Annotated in this window: 14 protein-coding genes and 1 pseudogene; 9 read left to right on the top strand and 6 right to left on the bottom strand. The window is 59.8% G+C overall.

Going from position 1 to position 15,823, the window contains the following annotated elements; all coding sequences use genetic code 11:
- Nucleotides 1-4: 4 nt before the first annotated feature.
- The gene (locus QD461_RS33765) at nt 5-1,129 is read right to left on the bottom strand and encodes an RHE_PE00001 family protein (protein ID WP_028753533.1); all 1,125 of its coding nucleotides are present in this window, start codon (nt 1,127-1,129) and stop codon (nt 5-7) included.
- Nucleotides 1,130-1,540: 411 nt separating this feature from the next.
- Between QD461_RS33765 and QD461_RS33760 the strand changes: the two genes are divergently transcribed.
- Entirely contained in the window at nt 1,541-2,458 is a 918-nt protein-coding gene (locus QD461_RS33760; protein WP_028753534.1) for a recombinase family protein, read from the top strand.
- 314 nt (nt 2,459-2,772) lie between these two features.
- Here QD461_RS33760 and QD461_RS33755 read toward each other — a convergent pair.
- The 5 genes and pseudogenes from QD461_RS33755 to repA form a co-directional block, all read right to left on the bottom strand.
- Nucleotides 2,773-3,277, bottom strand: a pseudogene (locus QD461_RS33755) (class I SAM-dependent methyltransferase); the annotation flags it as partial.
- A gap of 23 nt (nt 3,278-3,300) precedes the next feature.
- Entirely contained in the window at nt 3,301-4,263 is a 963-nt protein-coding gene (locus QD461_RS33750; RefSeq protein ID WP_414091316.1) for a hypothetical protein, read from the bottom strand.
- Between the two features lie 815 nt (nt 4,264-5,078).
- Entirely contained in the window at nt 5,079-6,293 is a 1,215-nt protein-coding gene (repC, locus tag QD461_RS33745) for a plasmid replication protein RepC (RefSeq protein WP_028753537.1), read from the bottom strand.
- Nucleotides 6,294-6,448: 155 nt separating this feature from the next.
- Nucleotides 6,449-7,474 carry a plasmid partitioning protein RepB gene (repB, locus tag QD461_RS33740; protein WP_028753538.1) on the bottom strand — a complete coding sequence of 342 codons (1,026 nt, stop codon included), beginning with the start codon at nt 7,472-7,474 and terminating at the stop codon, nt 6,449-6,451.
- On the bottom strand, nt 7,471-8,685 hold the full coding sequence (gene repA, locus QD461_RS33735) for a plasmid partitioning protein RepA (RefSeq protein ID WP_028753539.1): 1,215 nt from the start codon (nt 8,683-8,685) through the stop codon (nt 7,471-7,473). Before repA ends, repB begins: the two co-directional genes overlap by 4 nt.
- A gap of 388 nt (nt 8,686-9,073) precedes the next feature.
- Between repA and traI the strand changes: the two genes are divergently transcribed.
- The 8 genes from traI to trbL form a co-directional block, all read left to right on the top strand.
- On the top strand, nt 9,074-9,700 hold the full coding sequence (gene traI, locus QD461_RS33730; protein ID WP_028753540.1) for an acyl-homoserine-lactone synthase TraI: 627 nt from the start codon (nt 9,074-9,076) through the stop codon (nt 9,698-9,700).
- An 11-nt stretch (nt 9,701-9,711) separates the two neighbouring features.
- Nucleotides 9,712-10,689 (top strand): P-type conjugative transfer ATPase TrbB, encoded by a 978-nt coding sequence (gene trbB / locus QD461_RS33725; protein WP_028753541.1) that lies wholly within the window; start codon nt 9,712-9,714, stop codon nt 10,687-10,689.
- Entirely contained in the window at nt 10,679-11,062 is a 384-nt protein-coding gene (locus QD461_RS33720) for a TrbC/VirB2 family protein (protein WP_028753542.1), read from the top strand. Before trbB ends, QD461_RS33720 begins: the two co-directional genes overlap by 11 nt.
- On the top strand, nt 11,055-11,354 hold the full coding sequence (locus QD461_RS33715; protein ID WP_028753543.1) for a conjugal transfer protein TrbD: 300 nt from the start codon (nt 11,055-11,057) through the stop codon (nt 11,352-11,354). The genes QD461_RS33720 and QD461_RS33715 overlap by 8 nt, the downstream gene beginning before the upstream one ends.
- Before the next feature lie 9 nt (nt 11,355-11,363).
- Entirely contained in the window at nt 11,364-13,814 is a 2,451-nt protein-coding gene (locus QD461_RS33710) for a conjugal transfer protein TrbE (RefSeq protein WP_414091315.1), read from the top strand.
- A complete protein-coding gene (gene trbJ / locus QD461_RS33705; RefSeq protein ID WP_414091314.1) occupies nt 13,786-14,589 on the top strand; it encodes a P-type conjugative transfer protein TrbJ in 804 nt (267 codons plus the stop codon). The genes QD461_RS33710 and trbJ overlap by 29 nt, the downstream gene beginning before the upstream one ends.
- The gene (trbK, locus tag QD461_RS33700) at nt 14,583-14,759 is read left to right on the top strand and encodes an entry exclusion protein TrbK (protein WP_414091313.1); all 177 of its coding nucleotides are present in this window, start codon (nt 14,583-14,585) and stop codon (nt 14,757-14,759) included. Before trbJ ends, trbK begins: the two co-directional genes overlap by 7 nt.
- A gap of 4 nt (nt 14,760-14,763) precedes the next feature.
- On the top strand, nt 14,764-15,823 hold a 1,060-nt coding region (trbL, locus tag QD461_RS33695; protein ID WP_414091312.1), incomplete at its 3' end, for a P-type conjugative transfer protein TrbL.

Here is a 15,823-nt window from a genome sequence, read left to right as displayed (position 1 = left end):
AAAATCAAAAGATCCCCCATGCTCGAAACCTCCCCCTCCCCGTCATCTCGCGCAAACCGAGTTCCTCAATGATCCGAAGCGCCGCCCGCGGCGTCACCTCGAGCGTTTCGGCGACCATGCCGGCCGAGACCAGCGGCCGGGACATAACCAGCTCGATCAGGCCCGGCAGATTTGAGGACGAGCGCCGGCCGACCAGGCGCCGCTCCAGCATCGTCCGCGCCAGCACCAGCCGGTCGTGCTCCCTGAGGCCGAATTCCGCAGCCGCAATGATCCCATTGACGATTGCGAGCAGCCGGGTGTCTCGCGCGCGATGACGGCGGCGCTCGACGGCAATGGATTTCAAGCCGAGATTGATCGCGACCAGATGCGCCGTCGTCGTCAGGCCCGCTTGCCGCAGCGCCGCGGCCGCCAGCAGCCGGCCAAGCCACGAGGCGTGCTGCAGGACCTGCAGGCTGTTCCAGGCGTCGAGCAGCAGCGCCGCGCGCAGCACCGGCGGCAGGCCTTCGGTCCCGTCCACCGCGACGCGCCATTCCGCCAGCCGCTCGTCCTCGTCCCAATCAAGATCGTAGACCAGCGCATCCTTTTCGAGGGAGGTAATAGGTCCCGGCGCGCTTGCCTTTGTCAGCGCCGCATCCGACCTGGCCAACACCGCGTCCATCGCGGCAATCTCAACAGCGAGTGGATCGGACGTGTCAGGCCCCTCCCCGCTCGGCGCAATCGCGGCTGGTTTCCCAGACGCGACCTCGGCGCCGTCTCGCGCACCAGTCCCGGCTGTCATATCGTCTCCATGACTGCGGAGTATCCTGATCCCGTCAGGGCTCAGTGCCCAGGCGGCGGGTTGCCCGGCGATCCGCCGTCGGCTGCGCAGCACGTCGGTGGCGATCGTCAGCTCATGGGTCGGGGCACGGACATCGAGATGGGCGTCGTGAAGCACCAGGTCCTCGAGATGGACCAGTTCGCCCTCGATCCACAGCGAGGCGCACGCGTCGCTAAAATGCGCTCGCTCGATCAATCCCGACCCGACCGCCGAGCGAGCGATGCGCTCGTCGAGGCGAGCGAGCGCTGAGGCCGCGTCCGAAATCGGCCGCAGCAAGCTGTTCAGAGGCAACTTGGACAAATCATAACGCATTGAAACTATGGTAAATGATTTGTTAAACGGACGCTATCTGATATTTAGTGTCCGTCACTAGGCGATGTTGCCGGTTATCGCCATCGCTTCCGATAAGTACTGCGTATCGGGGGTGTAAGACAGGCCGCAGCCTAGGTTGGCACCTCCCCTCTCGCCGGCACTACGCCAACGGCACTCTTGCCGCCAATTCGCTTCCCCTCCCCTCCTCAACTTCCCTTGCTTTCCGGCGTTTCCGCCAAGGAAGCCCGCTGGCGCACGTTTGTCGCTGCGGACGCTCCGATACCCATGCGCAGCCGCATTTCGAGTCTGGTGGGCCGTTCTCAAACAGATAAAACACGCTTGCAACTGACCATTTTCTCACGCGTTCTTTATCTGTACAAACTAACTTGAAACGAGACTGTTAAAGGCGCCATGGCAAAGCGACAAACCGTTAACATCCACCAGCCTCCTAAGCGGCTGATCGGCTACGCCCGGGTGTCCACGGACGATCAGATCCACGATGCCCAGATCGATGAGTTGCGGGCAGCCGGCTGCGATCGGATCTATCAGGAGCACGGCTCCGGCGCATCGCGGGCTCGACCGGTGTTGACGCGGATGCTCGGCGAACTCACCGCGGGCGACGTCCTGGTCGTCGTCCGCCTCGATCGACTGGCCAGATCGGTGAGCCATCTCTTGTCCGTCATCGAGGACCTCGAGGAGCGGGTCGTGCATTTCCGGTCAATACGGGACCCGATCGATACGTCAACGCCACAGGGCATGTTTTCCCTCCAGGTCCTCGGCGCGGTCGCGCAGCTCGAGCGGGCGCTGATCGCCGAACGCACCAAAGCCGGCATCAAGGCGGCGAAGGCTCGCGGTAAACTTCCTGGCAACCCGGGCCTGCGAGAACGGCGTCCGGAGGCGATCAGGGCAGTTTCACGAGCGCGGGAGAAACTTTATCTCGATGAGCTCATCGCGTCGGCGCAGATGTGGCTGCCAATGGTGCGACAACTGCGCCCGCAACATAGCTGGGATAATGTCGTGCGGGTACTCAACCGTCGCGGTCACGACTGGACCGTCGAGCGCCTTCGTCGCGCCGTTCATCGCCTGGTTCGCGAAAAGCTCGCGGAGAAAGAACTTCTGGCCCGCTCCCCGCGTCGCGCCCCCGAGGACCACCTCATGAAGTTGGCGGCGGCGATCTCTATTGCCGATCCCGATCTGTCACTTCGCGACATTGGCGCGCAACTGGACCAGATGGGAGAACGGCCTGCGCGTGGCGGCAAGAAGTGGCAGCCCTCATCCGTTCGAGACCTGCTGGACGAAGCCCACCGCTCTGGCCTTATTCGCCGGTGACAGCGCAATTCATCGGGCGAGCGCCGGCTGGGTGTTTCGCGCCGCTATCCGATCGCATCGACGTCCACACTTGGCTTTTGAGGATCTGGAGCGCTAGGCAACGGTATTCGCCATCGGTCCGCAGCTACGGTGGACAGCTTTCAACCTGGCACACGGGCGCTAGTTCTTCCGGCGCCTGCGATGGCGGCGGCCCGCCCATCGAGAGGGAGCGTGGATCGCGGCGCAGGTGCCCGCGGTGATGGCGGCGACTTCTCATACGGAAGCGAACCCGCCGCCGAGCCGTCGAGACGGGCGTCTCCCCATGTTAGTCCCTTTCAGCTTGCCGAATTGCGCGCGGCGACGATCCGCGCCGTGTCGTCAATCATCACCGACCGCATGCCGCGGCGGCCGCGAAGGCGACGCGGGCGGGGATGTCGCCAGGCTGATAAGCGAGCGCGCGTGCCAGCGGGCCGCCGTTAGGATGCCCTGGTCGCCGAACAAGAAGGGCCAGGCGCTTCGGGATCGGGCGGCGCCGTCGACGGGACCATGCCCATGATCGCGCCCATCGAAGCGCAACCAATCGTTCTCGTCCGCGCCGCGCCAGCAGACGAAAGCGACCCACCCGCACGGCCGCAGCGCGCGGCGCATATGCGCGCGAATGCCCCTTTAGAATCGTCTAAGAACATCGCTCCGAAACGAGAGAACAGGATGTCGAACGCGCCCTGGCCGACCGGCGTTCCTGGCGTCGGCCACCGGGCACAGGACTGGCCTATCCTGCGGCGCTAACGCGCGCACTGCTGATCAACGGTCGGATACGTCCACGCCCAGCACGTTTCCCCCCGACGCCAGTGGCCAGATGCCAATCAGCTTAGCTCTATGATTAGCGCATCGAGGCAAGCCAAAGCGTCCCGGCTGCAGATCGCTTGGAAGGACTGCAGCGAACGCTGGMCGCTTTCAAACTCGGCTCGCATCTTTTCCAGAACGTCATTGTGATAACGCGCAAGCCACACGTATTTACGATGGACGTTCGGTCGATGCGTTGTGCCTAAGTTCCGGCGCAGCAAGTCAGCGTGCCTTTCCATGAATTGAAGGTAACTCGCGAAGTCGTCGAATTCCCCCTCGCCGGCAGTCAAATAGTCTATGTACCGCGTACCGTCCTCGCCAACTCGAAGAAGTCCGTTGACATAACTCGCTTCCTCCTCCGGATCGTGATTTTCATTATGTAGGCGACTGTCCGCGAGGAAGAGCCTGTATGCGGCTTCGTCAATGACAATCCGCGGATACATGGCTTCCTCGCTCTCGATTTCGTAAGCGCGCACCATCGCCGGTCCGAAGATTGGGCCTTTTCCATTTAAGCCAACATGCACGTCTCCGATCGCGACCCCGGCTCGGATCAATACTCCGCTGTTAATGCATTGTATCTGGATGTGGAGAAGGTCTAGCAACTCGTTGAACAGCGCCCCATCAGCATATTGCGTATCAAAAACACGGACACGCACCACCGCGTCCGACACCGACTCCGCGAACGCTCGACTGCTCAGCCGGACGTCCTTCATTCGTCTCGCGGGTAACTCATCTGGCGTGGAAAATTCCCGCAGATCGAGAATGATGTTGTGAATCTCGGCAGGAGTTCTCGAATTGAGGAGCGCCTGGAAACCCAGCACGTCGATGAAACTTACGATCGCAGGTTCATAATTGGAGGCATTGGCGCGAGCCTTCGATTTCTCCCGCTCGACCTTTTCTCGCTGCCGCCGCCCTTGCGCAACAGCTTTATCTAATTTCGCACGAAAAGCAGCAATTTGATTAGTTGGAGTTGGTTCGGTCACTTTATCGCTCTATTGATGGAAGCACGGTGCAGGACGCTGATAACGCCTTGCCGCTAGTAGATCGCCTAATATGCGGATGGCAAGTTATGCCGGCCTGCCCAGCCCCAGCGCTGCTTCCAAGTTTACTGCTCCCCTCTAGGATCCGCTCGGAACCTCTTTCGTCGATCACCATTGAGGGGCATACCTCACCTCACGACTTATGCGCTCCAGCTGCCTATACGTCTCTTCCAGAATCCATCTCGGGAGTACACTCAGATTTACGCGGAAGTAGAGGTCATTGAGTTGAAATGGCCGTCGCCGAAAGCCCTTTTATTTCAAGATATTAGGACGGTGGTCAGCTGACCACCGAGGAACATGCCATCGCGCACCCGCATCAGGCCTCCCTTTTTAGCGGCTTCAAAGGGATCGATTTGGTCAAGCGAGCCTTGAGGAATTTGCCGAGATAGAGCCGAGCATCAAGCCTCTGACCGACTTGCAGTGGCTCTCATAGCCCCGCGTTGCCTGTCCGCCAATAGAAGAGGTCGTCCTCCACTACTCGCCGCACCGGGCACTAGGAGGCAGTACGTCGAACCACACAGAGACGCCGACACAAGGTAAGCCTCCGCTCAGACGTCCCTCGTTCCTGGCCGGCCGATACCGTTGGCCTTGGCCTTCCGAGGTGCGATCGATTGCCTTCGCCACCAAATGACATGACAGCAAGACTTGACCGCGTTTGCGGTGCTCATCTTCGAAAGCCATTGTCCGCCAAAGTGTTAGATTTGTGGTCAGCTGACCACGACCGAAATCGTGAAGGCTTGGATGCCGATCGGGCAAACCTATCCAGCTTTCAAATTCTTCCCCTGCCCGTTGGCCTTCAGCAATGCCATTATCATCGGTCCAAGCGAGAATTCCCCCCGCTCACTGCGCCGCGTCAAATCACGCAGGTAGCCTCCCGCCGAGTTGATGAAATTCGCTCTCTCCAGGATGCACGCAACCGCCACCGCCGCATTTTCCGGGCCCAGCCCCTCGCAGGCATCCTGATAGGCGGAAGGGCTAACCCCCAGCACAGATCGAACGACCACCGCAGCAGACATCAGATCACGCCAGCTCGCGATGCCCCCCGGCGCGTAGTCCACGATCGTCGGGCATGCCTTGAGCACCAACCCTAATGGGAAAGCCCTTTGCTGTTCATTCTTCGGTTGGCGGCTCGAACTCGACTTTGCCCCCTGCTCCTTTTCAGAGCTAGGTTCAAGTTCACTGAAGGATTCGGATTTTGAATTCTGTATGTGCTGCTCGCTATGAGCGCCATTGGTGCTAGTATTTTGAGAATTTTCGAGCGTTTCCAATCGATTGAGGACTTCCTCGCGAAGCATCTCCATTTCATCAAGGATGGTCGTGGTGCCTGCGAGCGTCGGAACCCGCGGAATTCGTCCTACAAGCGCCACGTAGACGTCCTCGATCGATTGCCAATCTCCATCAACACCCTCTTCCATCGCTGCGGTGATGAGCTTGCGGACATCGCGGCGGCAGATGGTCAGGTTTTCTCTTGCGTGTCTCAATGCCGCTCTATCGGCCGTCACTTGCTGCGCCAGCATCGCCAACTCCTCGGCGCGTGCCAGCAGCGGCGACAAATCGAAGCCGAAGGCGCTCTCGATTTCGCCATCACCGTTCTTGCGGGCGTAGCGCTTACCATTGGCGCTATCCTTCCGAACGATGAGACCCGCTTCCACCAAGATGGCGATGTGTCTGCGCAAAGTCGCGCCCGCCATTGCATGCGCCCGAAGTGCAAGCTGAGCATTCGAGGGGAAGACGATCAGTTGCGCGTCCTGGCGCAACTCATTCTCAGGATAGAAACTCAACAGCGCGTCAAGAACCGCGAGGCTATTGGACTGAATTCCCAGCAACTCCATAGCCGCGGAGGCATCTCTGAAGACCTTCCACTTGTCCGCTGTCTTGCCTTGCTTAATCTCAGCCAAGGCCGCCTGGCGCCGCACGAGCGCGAGCGTCATCGGCCGCCGCCCGAATGGCGTCGTCACACTTCCCGTCTGCATCGTCTTTCACCTTTCAGCAGGCAAAAGAAATCCGCTCACCAAAACGGTGCCAAAGACTCTTGACGAAGATTCGAGGAAATGCGATTCTGTTCGTGCTAAAGAGACAGAAGGGCTTCCACGACGGCAACGTTGAGGGGGCTCTTTTCTTTTGCGGGTTACTCTCCCTGTTTCTGTTGATGCTTGGCACGGTGCTCTTGATAAAGCGCCGGCAAATGTTCGAGTACAAAGGCGGCAAACTCAGGCGTCGCCTTCCTGTCGATCGTGATCTCCAGCTTGCTCTTGCTCTGTGTCACCTGCGCAAGTCTGTTCCCATCCGGGGTCGACATGACCTCCGGCAGACCGCGCGCAATACGACGCGGCTTCAGGTGTCCGATCACCGCCTTGAACCGATCCGCTGATGGCAGCGTCTGAGCCTCTGCCGAACTCGCAAATTTGACGGCGTCCGCTGGCGACCCTGCTTTCTCGACCAGTTCGGCGAGTTGTTGCCAGCTGGGGCGACCGACTCCTGGAGCGGCCCCAATTGCGTCGATCAGCTCGGAGGGGAGGGCGTCGACAAGTAGGAGCATCTTCGACAGATTGCTTTTGTCGATCGACATGGCAGCGATGACGATTTCTCGCGAGAACTGCTTGTTCAGCTGATGCGCGAAACGCGCCTTTTCAATAAAGGTGAGGTCTTCGCGTTCGTTGTTTTCCTGACCCTGGGCCACGACCAATTGCTCGTCCGTCAAGTCGCGAACGACCGCCTTGACCGGCAGTCCGAGCTCTGACACGGCGCGCAGGCGGCGATGGCCGAAGGCAACCTGGTATCGGCCACCTCCTTCCGGATGAGGCCTCACAAGGATTGGGACCTGCTGTCCTTGCTCCCGGATCGACACAAGGAGACCGTCGATATCACCTTGCATACGATCTTGAACGAACGACGGCTCGATTGATGATGGGTCCAGTTCAACGACGGCCTGACCTTCCGCGAGCCGCCGTTCAATCTCCTCGGCACGGCCAAGACGATCATTTTGCTCACGCAGTGCGTTGCCGATATTTGCCGTCAGCTTGGTCGCAGGATCACGTTCTTTTCTCGCCACGCCGAGAAGCGGCATCGACCGAGTCTTGGCCGCTCTATTGTCAGCGACTGATGTAGTGTCGGGCGCGTCTGTGGAGACGCCGAGAAGGTGCTTCCGACTCATGTGGTTCTACCCCAGGCTTTTTTGATCAGAGTCTCGATCTCGTCGTTGACAGCGTTCATCGCCTCCAAGGCGCGATCGTAGGTCGAGCGCGTAAACTGACCACGCTCAACCTCGAACAGCGTCTGGTTTGTCAGGCCAGCGTCAGAAACAGCAGTTGTCTTGAGCATCGGAAAGTTGAGCACGTTTTCACCGAAGATCGAACGAAGATAGCCAACCATCTGGTTTTGGGGCCCGTCACTCGGTTCAAAGCGCGTGATTAGATAGCGCATCCAATTAAATTTGAACTGAGCGCCCGCATTCTCGATCTCGCGCAGGAGATTCGAGGTCATCGCCAGGAACTGGTTCATCGACATCACGTCCAACATCTGCGGATGGACAGTGACCAGGATCGACGTCGCGGCGGTCAAAGCCGAAAGCGTGAGATAGCCCAGTTGAGGAGGGCAGTCGATGACCACGACATCGTAGTTGTCCGCGATGTCTTCGATGACTTGACTGATACGACCATAAAAAAGCGTGTCGCCTTCCTTCCGGCTCATCAGGGCGCGCGGGGTGTCGTGCTCGAACTCCATCAGTTCAAGATTACCCGGAATGAGATGGAGGTCCGGAATGTAGGTTCCTCGCACAACCTGCTCGATCGGAACCTGCTCGTCATCGTACCTGATGGCGCCATAAAGAGTCTCATTCGGACCGACGTCCGTTTCTGGCTGACTGCCGAAGAGTGCGGAAAGGCTTGCCTGGGGATCGAGATCGATTGCCAGGACGCGGTAGCCACGCATCGCCAGATATTGCGCCAGATGCGCGGCTGTCGTCGTCTTGCCCGAGCCACCCTTGAAATTCATCACCGAGATAACTTGAAGCTGCTCGCCCTCGCGACGATGGGGCAGGTAGCGCCGGTTCCCGCGGCCGATCTGGTCCAGGTGCTTGCGGATTGCATGGATATCTTCGATCGTGAACGTGCGTCGACCGCCGGGGCTCATGCTCACGTGCAATTCTGGCATTTCCGAAGCAGTCTGCCTAAGATAAGACTCACCGATGCCGAGCAGTTTTGAGACCTCTGACGGCGCAAAGGATCGAATGCCTTTTTCAGCCGTGGGCGGGAATACCTTGAGATGATGCGCCTGAAGTTGGCTGGAGAGGGCGTCGGCGTGACGCTCCATCAATGCGGTCAGTCCTTCAACGACTGGCGCTGTTTTTGCGGCGGTCTTCGCCATCTCAAAACCCATTTCCTGCAAGTGGCGGTATTTTTCGCGAAACCGGTAAAGTTCCGCCACTAACCATTAGAGCCGATTCTGAATTTTGAGCAAGCGGTTTTAGGTTAACGAAAGGTTAACGCCGCCGCGCCAGAAACATTGATAGCCCCCGATTTTCCGTTAATATTCGCGGAGTTAACAGGCCCGGCCTTTGGCTATGTTCTCGATCTGTTTATCTGTGAATCCTGCAACCCTAACTAGCCGCATTGGGCGTGATGGGACCTGATTTCACCAAACTCCGCGGCCACTGCCGCCCGACTCACTCGCAAAACATTGCAGGATCCTCCAACTACCACGCAATTCCGTTCCATGCTGACTTCTCCGCCGATCAACGACGACGGAGAAATTCATGCAGGTTTTCGCGCTCAACAAACCGCGGAATGTTCACGAAGCTCAGCTCATCCAGCAACATCACCAGCTACGCGCTCGCGTCTTCTCGGAGCGGCTGGGCTGGGAGGTCAACGTCGTAGATGGTGAGGAATCGGACGGCTTCGATTCTCTTGACCCCACCTACATCCTGGCCGTTTCCGACCTGGGCAACGTTAGCGGTTGCGCCCGGCTTCTGCCGGCCGCCGGCCTAACGATGGTGGCGAACGTCTTTTCGTCGCTGCTACCGAGCGACGGACTGAACGCACACCCTGCAATGATCGAGAGCTCCCGCTTCTGCGTGGACACGACCCTTGAAGAGGGCAGGGGGGCAGGCTCGGTGCATGAGGCAACGCTGACGATGTTTGCGGGCATCATCGAGTGGTGCCTCGCAAACGGCATCACCGAGATCGTGACTGTGACCGACCTGCGGTTCGAACGCATTCTCGGACGTGTCGGCTGGCCGCTTCAGCGCATCGGCGATCCGAGCCGTATAGGCGTGACTACAGCCATCGCGGGGATCCTTCCGGTGAACGTAGAAACATTTCTGAGGCTCCGTCCGTCCAGCTATCGCTCGCAATTTGATGGTCCGCTGGGTCAGGCAGCATAAGGGAGAAAACCGTGAACCAGCTTCGTTCTCATCCTCGACTCGTGCGCAAACTTCAGGAGGCGCTGGGCGATCAGCTCTGCGTCGCGCTCGACGATTCGACTGTTGTCGAAATCATGCTCAATCCGGACGGCAAACTGTTCATCGAACGGCTTGGTCATGGCGTTGCACCCGCCGGAGAAATGTCGTCCGCAAGTGCTGAAATGATTATCGGAACCGTGGCGCATTCGCTCCAGTCCGAGGTCGACAGCGAGCAGCCGATCGTCTCCGGCGAACTGCCGATCGGTGGCCATCGCTTCGAAGGACTGTTGCCTCCTGTGGTCTCCAAGCCGGCCTTCACCATTCGCCGTCGCGCCTCACGCTTGATCCCGCTTGAGGATTACGTGCGCTCGGGCGTGATGAGCGAGCAGCAAGCGTTGACGATCCGCAGCGCGATTTCGTCTCGGCTCAACATCATCATCTCCGGCGGCACCGGCTCGGGCAAGACGACGCTTGCCAACGCCGTCATCAACGAAATCGTCAAGTCGGCGCCGGACGACCGCCTCGTCATCCTCGAGGATACCGCGGAGATCCAATGCACAGCCGACAACGCTGTCCTTCTCCACACAAGCGATACTGTCGATATGGCGCGGCTCTTAAAGAGCACGATGCGGCTGCGTCCCGACCGGATCGTCGTCGGCGAAGTCCGTGACGGCGCTGCGCTCACTTTGCTTAAGGCCTGGAATACCGGCCACCCTGGTGGCGTCGCGACCATCCATTCCAACACTGCAATGTCGGCGCTCCGCCGCCTTGAGCAACTGACCGCCGAAGCCAGCCAACAGCCGATGCAGGAGGTGATCGGCGAGGCGGTCGATCTCATCATCTCGATCGAACGGACGGCAAGGGGCCGACGCGTTCGCGATGTCATTCAGGTCGAGCGCTACGCACACGGCCAATACGAAATCGAATCCGATGAGCTCACGGAAGAACAGGAGGCGCGTCATGTCGCGTAAGAACGCTACTATCGCCGCCGCGCTCCTTGTAGCGCCGATCGTCCTGGCGTCGGTTGCCCCTGCATTGGCGAGTTCGGGCGGCAGCCTCCCATGGGAAGGACCACTGCAACAAATCCAGGAATCGATCACCGGCCCGGTTGCCGGTGCCATCGCGCTTGCAGCAGTGGCGATCGCCGGCGGCATGCTGATCTTCGGGGGCGAACTCAACGATTTCGCGCGGCGGCTCGTCTATGTGGTGCTTGTCGCCGGCATCCTTCTCGGCGCGACGAACATCGTCGGCCTTTTCGGCGCCACCGGCGCCTCGATCGGAGCGCCTGACGAGCGCGCCACGTCCATCGATCCAAGCTCAGCAGGGGAGGGGGGTCATGGCTGAGACCTTGTCCGGACTGCAACGCAACCGCATTCACCGCGCCCTGTCGCGCCCGAACCTGCTGATGGGCGCGGACCGGGAGCTGGTGCTGCTCACCGGGCTTGCTGCCGGCATTCTCATTTTCGTAGTGCTGACGGCATACTCCGCCCTTTTCGGCGTTGCCATTTGGATCGTCATCGTCGGCGTCTTGAGGATGATGGCAAAAGCAGACCCGCTCATGCGGCAAGTCTATGTCCGCCATATCTCCTACAAGCATTACTACAAGGCGACCTCCTCGCCGTGGCGTCGGTATTGAGGAGGAGACATGGTCGCGCTCAAACGCTTCCGGGCCACTGGCCCGTCCTTCGCGGATCTCGTTCCCTATGCCGGTCTGGTCGACAATGGTGTGCTCCTGTTGAAAGATGGGAGCCTAATGGCCGGCTGGTACTTTGCCGGCCCGGATTCCGAAAGCGCGACGGATCTGGAGCGCAACGAACTCTCGCGCCAGATCAATACAATACTGTCGAGGCTCGGAAGCGGCTGGATGATCCAAGTCGAAGCGGTCCGCATTCCGACGTTCGACTATCCGTCAGATGATCGTTGCCACTTTCCCGACACGGTCACGCGCGCGATCGACGCCGAACGGCGGGCGCATTTCGCGCGCGTGCAGGGACATTTCGAAAGCAAGCACGCGCTCGTCCTCACATATCGGCCGCTCGAGTCCAAAAAGACGGCGCTCAGCAAATACATCTACTCGGACGAGGAGAGCCGCAAGAAGAGCTATGCGGACACGGTGCTGTTCGTCTTCAAGAACGCCGTGCGCGAGATCGAGCAGTATCTTGCCAACACCCTGTCTATACGCCGGATGGAAACGCGCGAAGTCGTCGAGAGGGGAGGGGAGCGGGTCGCCCGTTACGACGAGCTGCTGCAATTCGTTCGCTTCTGCATCACCGGCGAAAACCATCCGATCCGACTGCCGGATGCGCCGATGTACCTCGACTGGATCGCCACCGCCGAGCTTGAGCATGGGCTGACACCAAAGGTCGAAGGCCGCTTTCTCGGCGTCGTGGCGATCGACGGTCTGCCGGCGGAGAGCTGGCCGGGGATTCTCAATAGCCTCGACCTGATGCCGCTTACCTATCGCTGGTCATCGCGCTTCATTTTTCTCGACGCACAAGAGGCGCGGCAGAAACTCGAACGCACCCGCAAGAAGTGGCAGCAGAAGGTAAGGCCGTTCTTCGATCAACTCTTCCAGACGCAAAGCCGCTCAGTCGATCAGGACGCCATGAGCATGGTGGCCGAGACCGAGGACGCCATTGCCCAGGCTTCCTCACAATTGGTGGCATACGGCTACTATACCCCGGTCATTGTCCTCTTCGATCACGATCGCGAAGCCTTGCAGGAGAAGGCAGAGGCTGTCCGCCGGCTGATCCAGGCCGAGGGTTTCGGGGCGCGGATCGAAACGCTCAACGCGACCGACGCCTTTCTCGGCAGTCTGCCGGGCAACTGGTATTGCAATATCCGCGAACCGCTGATCAACACCAGCAACCTTGCCGATCTCATTCCACTCAACTCTGTCTGGTCGGGCAGCCCTGTCGYACCGTGCCCATTCTACCCGCCGAACTCTCCGCCGCTGATGCAGGTGGCCAGCGGCTCGACGCCGTTTCGCTTGAACCTCCATGTCGACGACGTCGGTCACACGCTGATCTTTGGGCCGACCGGTTCGGGCAAGTCGACGCTGCTGGCACTGATCGCAGCGCAGTTCCGGCGCTACGATCGCGCCCAGATGTTCGCCTTTGACAAGGGGAACTCGCTCCTGCCGTTGACACTCGCCGCAGGCGGCGATCACTACGAGATCGGCGGCGACGCTCACGAAGAGGCGCTGGCCTTCTGCCCACTCTCGGAGCTCGCGACCGATAGTGATCGCGCATGGGCGACGGAATGGATAGAAATGCTGGTTGCGCTGCAGGGCGTTGCCATCACTCCAGATCACCGCAACGCTATCTCGCGTCAGATTGGTTTGATGGCGAGCGTAGCCGGCCGATCGCTTTCGGACTTTGTGAGCGGCGTTCAGATGCGCGAGATCAAGGACGCGCTCCATCATTACACGGTCGATGGACCGATGGGTCAGTTGCTCGACGCCGAACAGGACGGTTTGACCCTCCGCGCCTTCCAGACCTTCGAGATCGAACAGCTGATGAATATGGGCGAGCGCAATCTCGTGCCCGTTCTCACCTATCTGTTCCGCCGGATCGAAAAGCGTCTCGATGGCTCGCCTAGCCTGATTGTCCTCGACGAGGCCTGGTTGATGCTCGGTCATCCGGTGTTTCGCGACAAAATCCGCGAATGGCTTAAAGTGCTGCGCAAGGCCAACTGCGCCGTCGTGCTTGCCACGCAGTCCATCTCGGACGCTGAGCGCTCCGGAATCATCGATGTCCTGAAGGAATCCTGCCCGACGAAGATCTGCCTGCCGAACGGCGCCGCTCGTGAGCCTGGGACGCGCGAATTCTACGAGCGGATCGGCTTCAACGAGCGGCAGATCGAGATCGTCTCGAACGCTACTCCCAAGCGCGAATACTACGTGGTCACCCCCGAAGGCCGGCGGCTATTCGATATGGCGCTCGGCCCTGTGGCGCTCAGTTTTGTCGGGGCCTCCGGCAAGGAAGACCTGAAGCGCATCCGCGCGCTCCATTCCGAACATGGCCACGACTGGCCGATCCACTGGCTTCAAACGAGAGGAGTTCACGATGCCGTATCGCTGCTCAACTTCGAATAGATTGCTCGCCGGTCTGGCGGCAGTCGCATTGATGGCCGGCACCGCCGTGCCCGCAGATGCCGGCACCGCCACTGGTGCCGCCACAGAATGGACGCAGGTCCTGAACAACGGCGAGTTGGTCGCGTTGGTCGGGAAATCGGGCGAGCAAATTCAGAACCAGCTCACCCAGATCAGCCAGCTGGCGCAACAGATCGAAACCCAGCTCAATATCTACCAGAACCTGCTGCAAAACACCGCGACGCTTCCCTCGCATACGTGGGGACAGGTCGAAAGCGATCTCAATCAGCTTCGCAGCATCGTCGACCAGGGCCAGAGCATCTCATTTTCCATGGGCAATGCCGACGATGTGCTGCAGCAGCGCTTCCAGAGCTATTCCAGTCTCAAGACCAACCTGCCTAACTCCGAGAGCTTTTCGTCAAGCTATCAGACCTGGTCCGACACCAACCGGGACACGATCGCCAGCACGCTGAAGGCCGCGAGCCTGACGGCAGAGCAGTTCGACACCGAAGAAGGCACGATGTCTTCGCTGCGGTCCATGTCCGAGACCGCCGACGGGCAGATGAAGGCTCTGCAGGTCGGACACGAGATCGCCGCGCAGCAGGTCGCACAGATGCAGAAGCTTCGTGGCCTGGTATCCCAGCAGATGACCATGATGGGCACCTGGCTCCAGACTGAACAGACCGACAAGGACCTCGCGCAGGCGCGTCGCGAGAAATTCTTCAGCGGAACGGCACCGTCCACCTYCGGCGGCGAAAAAATGAAGGTGGAATGGTGAGAACAAAATCGATCCTAGTCGCAATCGCGATTTTCCTGGCGGCCGGCAGCGCTGGCATCTGGCTGCTCATCTCCGAAAAGCAGGTTGCTCAGGAGCGTCGTGACCAGTTCTTCGGCTCGTCGAAGAAATATCCGACCTCTGGCGGCGAAAAAATGARAGTCGAGTGGTGAGGAGATGACGGCAATATCTCTTCAACGGCTCAGGGCTGCGATCCTGCTCACGACCTTATGCGTGCTGGCGGCTCAGCCAGCCCTCGCCCAGGAAGGCTCGGTGCTAACCTCATTGCAAAGCCAGATTACAACGGCCGCGAAGGGTTGGGAAACAACCGTCATGGATGCGGCGAAGTCGCTTTTCTGGATCCTGGCAACGATCGAGATCGGCATAGCTGCCGTCTGGCTCGCGATACAAGCTGCATCGCTCGACAGCTGGTTCGCCGAGCTCGTCCGGCGGATCATGTTCGTCGGCTTCTTCGCTTTCGTGTTGGCACAAGGGCCGACCTTCGCCAAGGCAGTAGTTGATAGCCTGTTCCAGATCGGCGCCGGAGGCGGCACCGCTTCGCCGGCCGATGTCTTCAATGCCGGACTCGCCGTCGCCACCAAGATGTCGGAAAAGATCCAGTTTGGGCTTTTCGAGGACAATGCGCTGGCGATCTCTGCCGCTTTTGCGATGGTCGTCGTTGTCATCTCGTTCTCGCTCGTCGCCGCGATTTTCGTGTCTGTCATGGTCGAGATGTATATCGGCCTGCTCGCCGGCACGATCATGCTCGGCCTGGGCGGTTCCTCCTATACCAAAGACTTCGCTGTCCGATATTTGATCTATGCTTTCTCGGTCGGAATGAAGCTCATGGCACTGGTCATGATCTCGCGGATCGGATCGGAGGTTCTGATCGGATTGGCAAACCAACCCGACATTGGCGAACAATTCCAGACCGCGCTTGCGATTGCCGGCATTGCCGTCGTCGTTTTCATTGTCGCGATTTATGTGCCGAACATCATGCAGGGCGTTGTCCAGGGCGCCTCGGTTTCGGGCGGAATGGAGGCGATCCGCCACGGCGGCCAAGCGGCATCCTTCGCCACGGGCGCCGGGTTCCTTGCAGCGGGTGCGGCGGGCGCAGGCTTTGCGGCTGCCCAGGCTGCTCGCGCTGCTGGGTCATCCGTTGCAGGTGCAGCTCTTCGTGGTTTCGGTGCAGGAATCGGGTCCGCGGGAAAAGCGGCGGGGTCCGCTGCCAAGGAAA

Source organism: Rhizobium sp. BR 314, assembly GCF_047445805.1.
Classification (GTDB): domain Bacteria; phylum Pseudomonadota; class Alphaproteobacteria; order Rhizobiales; family Rhizobiaceae; genus Rhizobium; species Rhizobium lusitanum_B.
Note: the sequence above shows the minus strand (reverse complement) of the source record. Positions and strands in the feature narration are given on the sequence as shown.

Coding starts and splice junctions, on each gene's coding strand:
- QD461_RS33765 (WP_028753533.1), bottom strand. CDS start 1,129: ATGCGTTATGATTTGTCCAAGTTGCCTCTGAACAGCTTGCTGCGGCCG.
- QD461_RS33760 (WP_028753534.1), top strand. CDS start 1,541: ATGGCAAAGCGACAAACCGTTAACATCCACCAGCCTCCTAAGCGGCTG.
- repC (WP_028753537.1), bottom strand. CDS start 6,293: ATGCAGACGGGAAGTGTGACGACGCCATTCGGGCGGCGGCCGATGACG.
- repB (WP_028753538.1), bottom strand. CDS start 7,474: ATGAGTCGGAAGCACCTTCTCGGCGTCTCCACAGACGCGCCCGACACT.
- repA (WP_028753539.1), bottom strand. CDS start 8,685: ATGGCGAAGACCGCCGCAAAAACAGCGCCAGTCGTTGAAGGACTGACC.
- traI (WP_028753540.1), top strand. CDS start 9,074: ATGCAGGTTTTCGCGCTCAACAAACCGCGGAATGTTCACGAAGCTCAG.
- QD461_RS33720 (WP_028753542.1), top strand. CDS start 10,679: ATGTCGCGTAAGAACGCTACTATCGCCGCCGCGCTCCTTGTAGCGCCG.
- QD461_RS33715 (WP_028753543.1), top strand. CDS start 11,055: ATGGCTGAGACCTTGTCCGGACTGCAACGCAACCGCATTCACCGCGCC.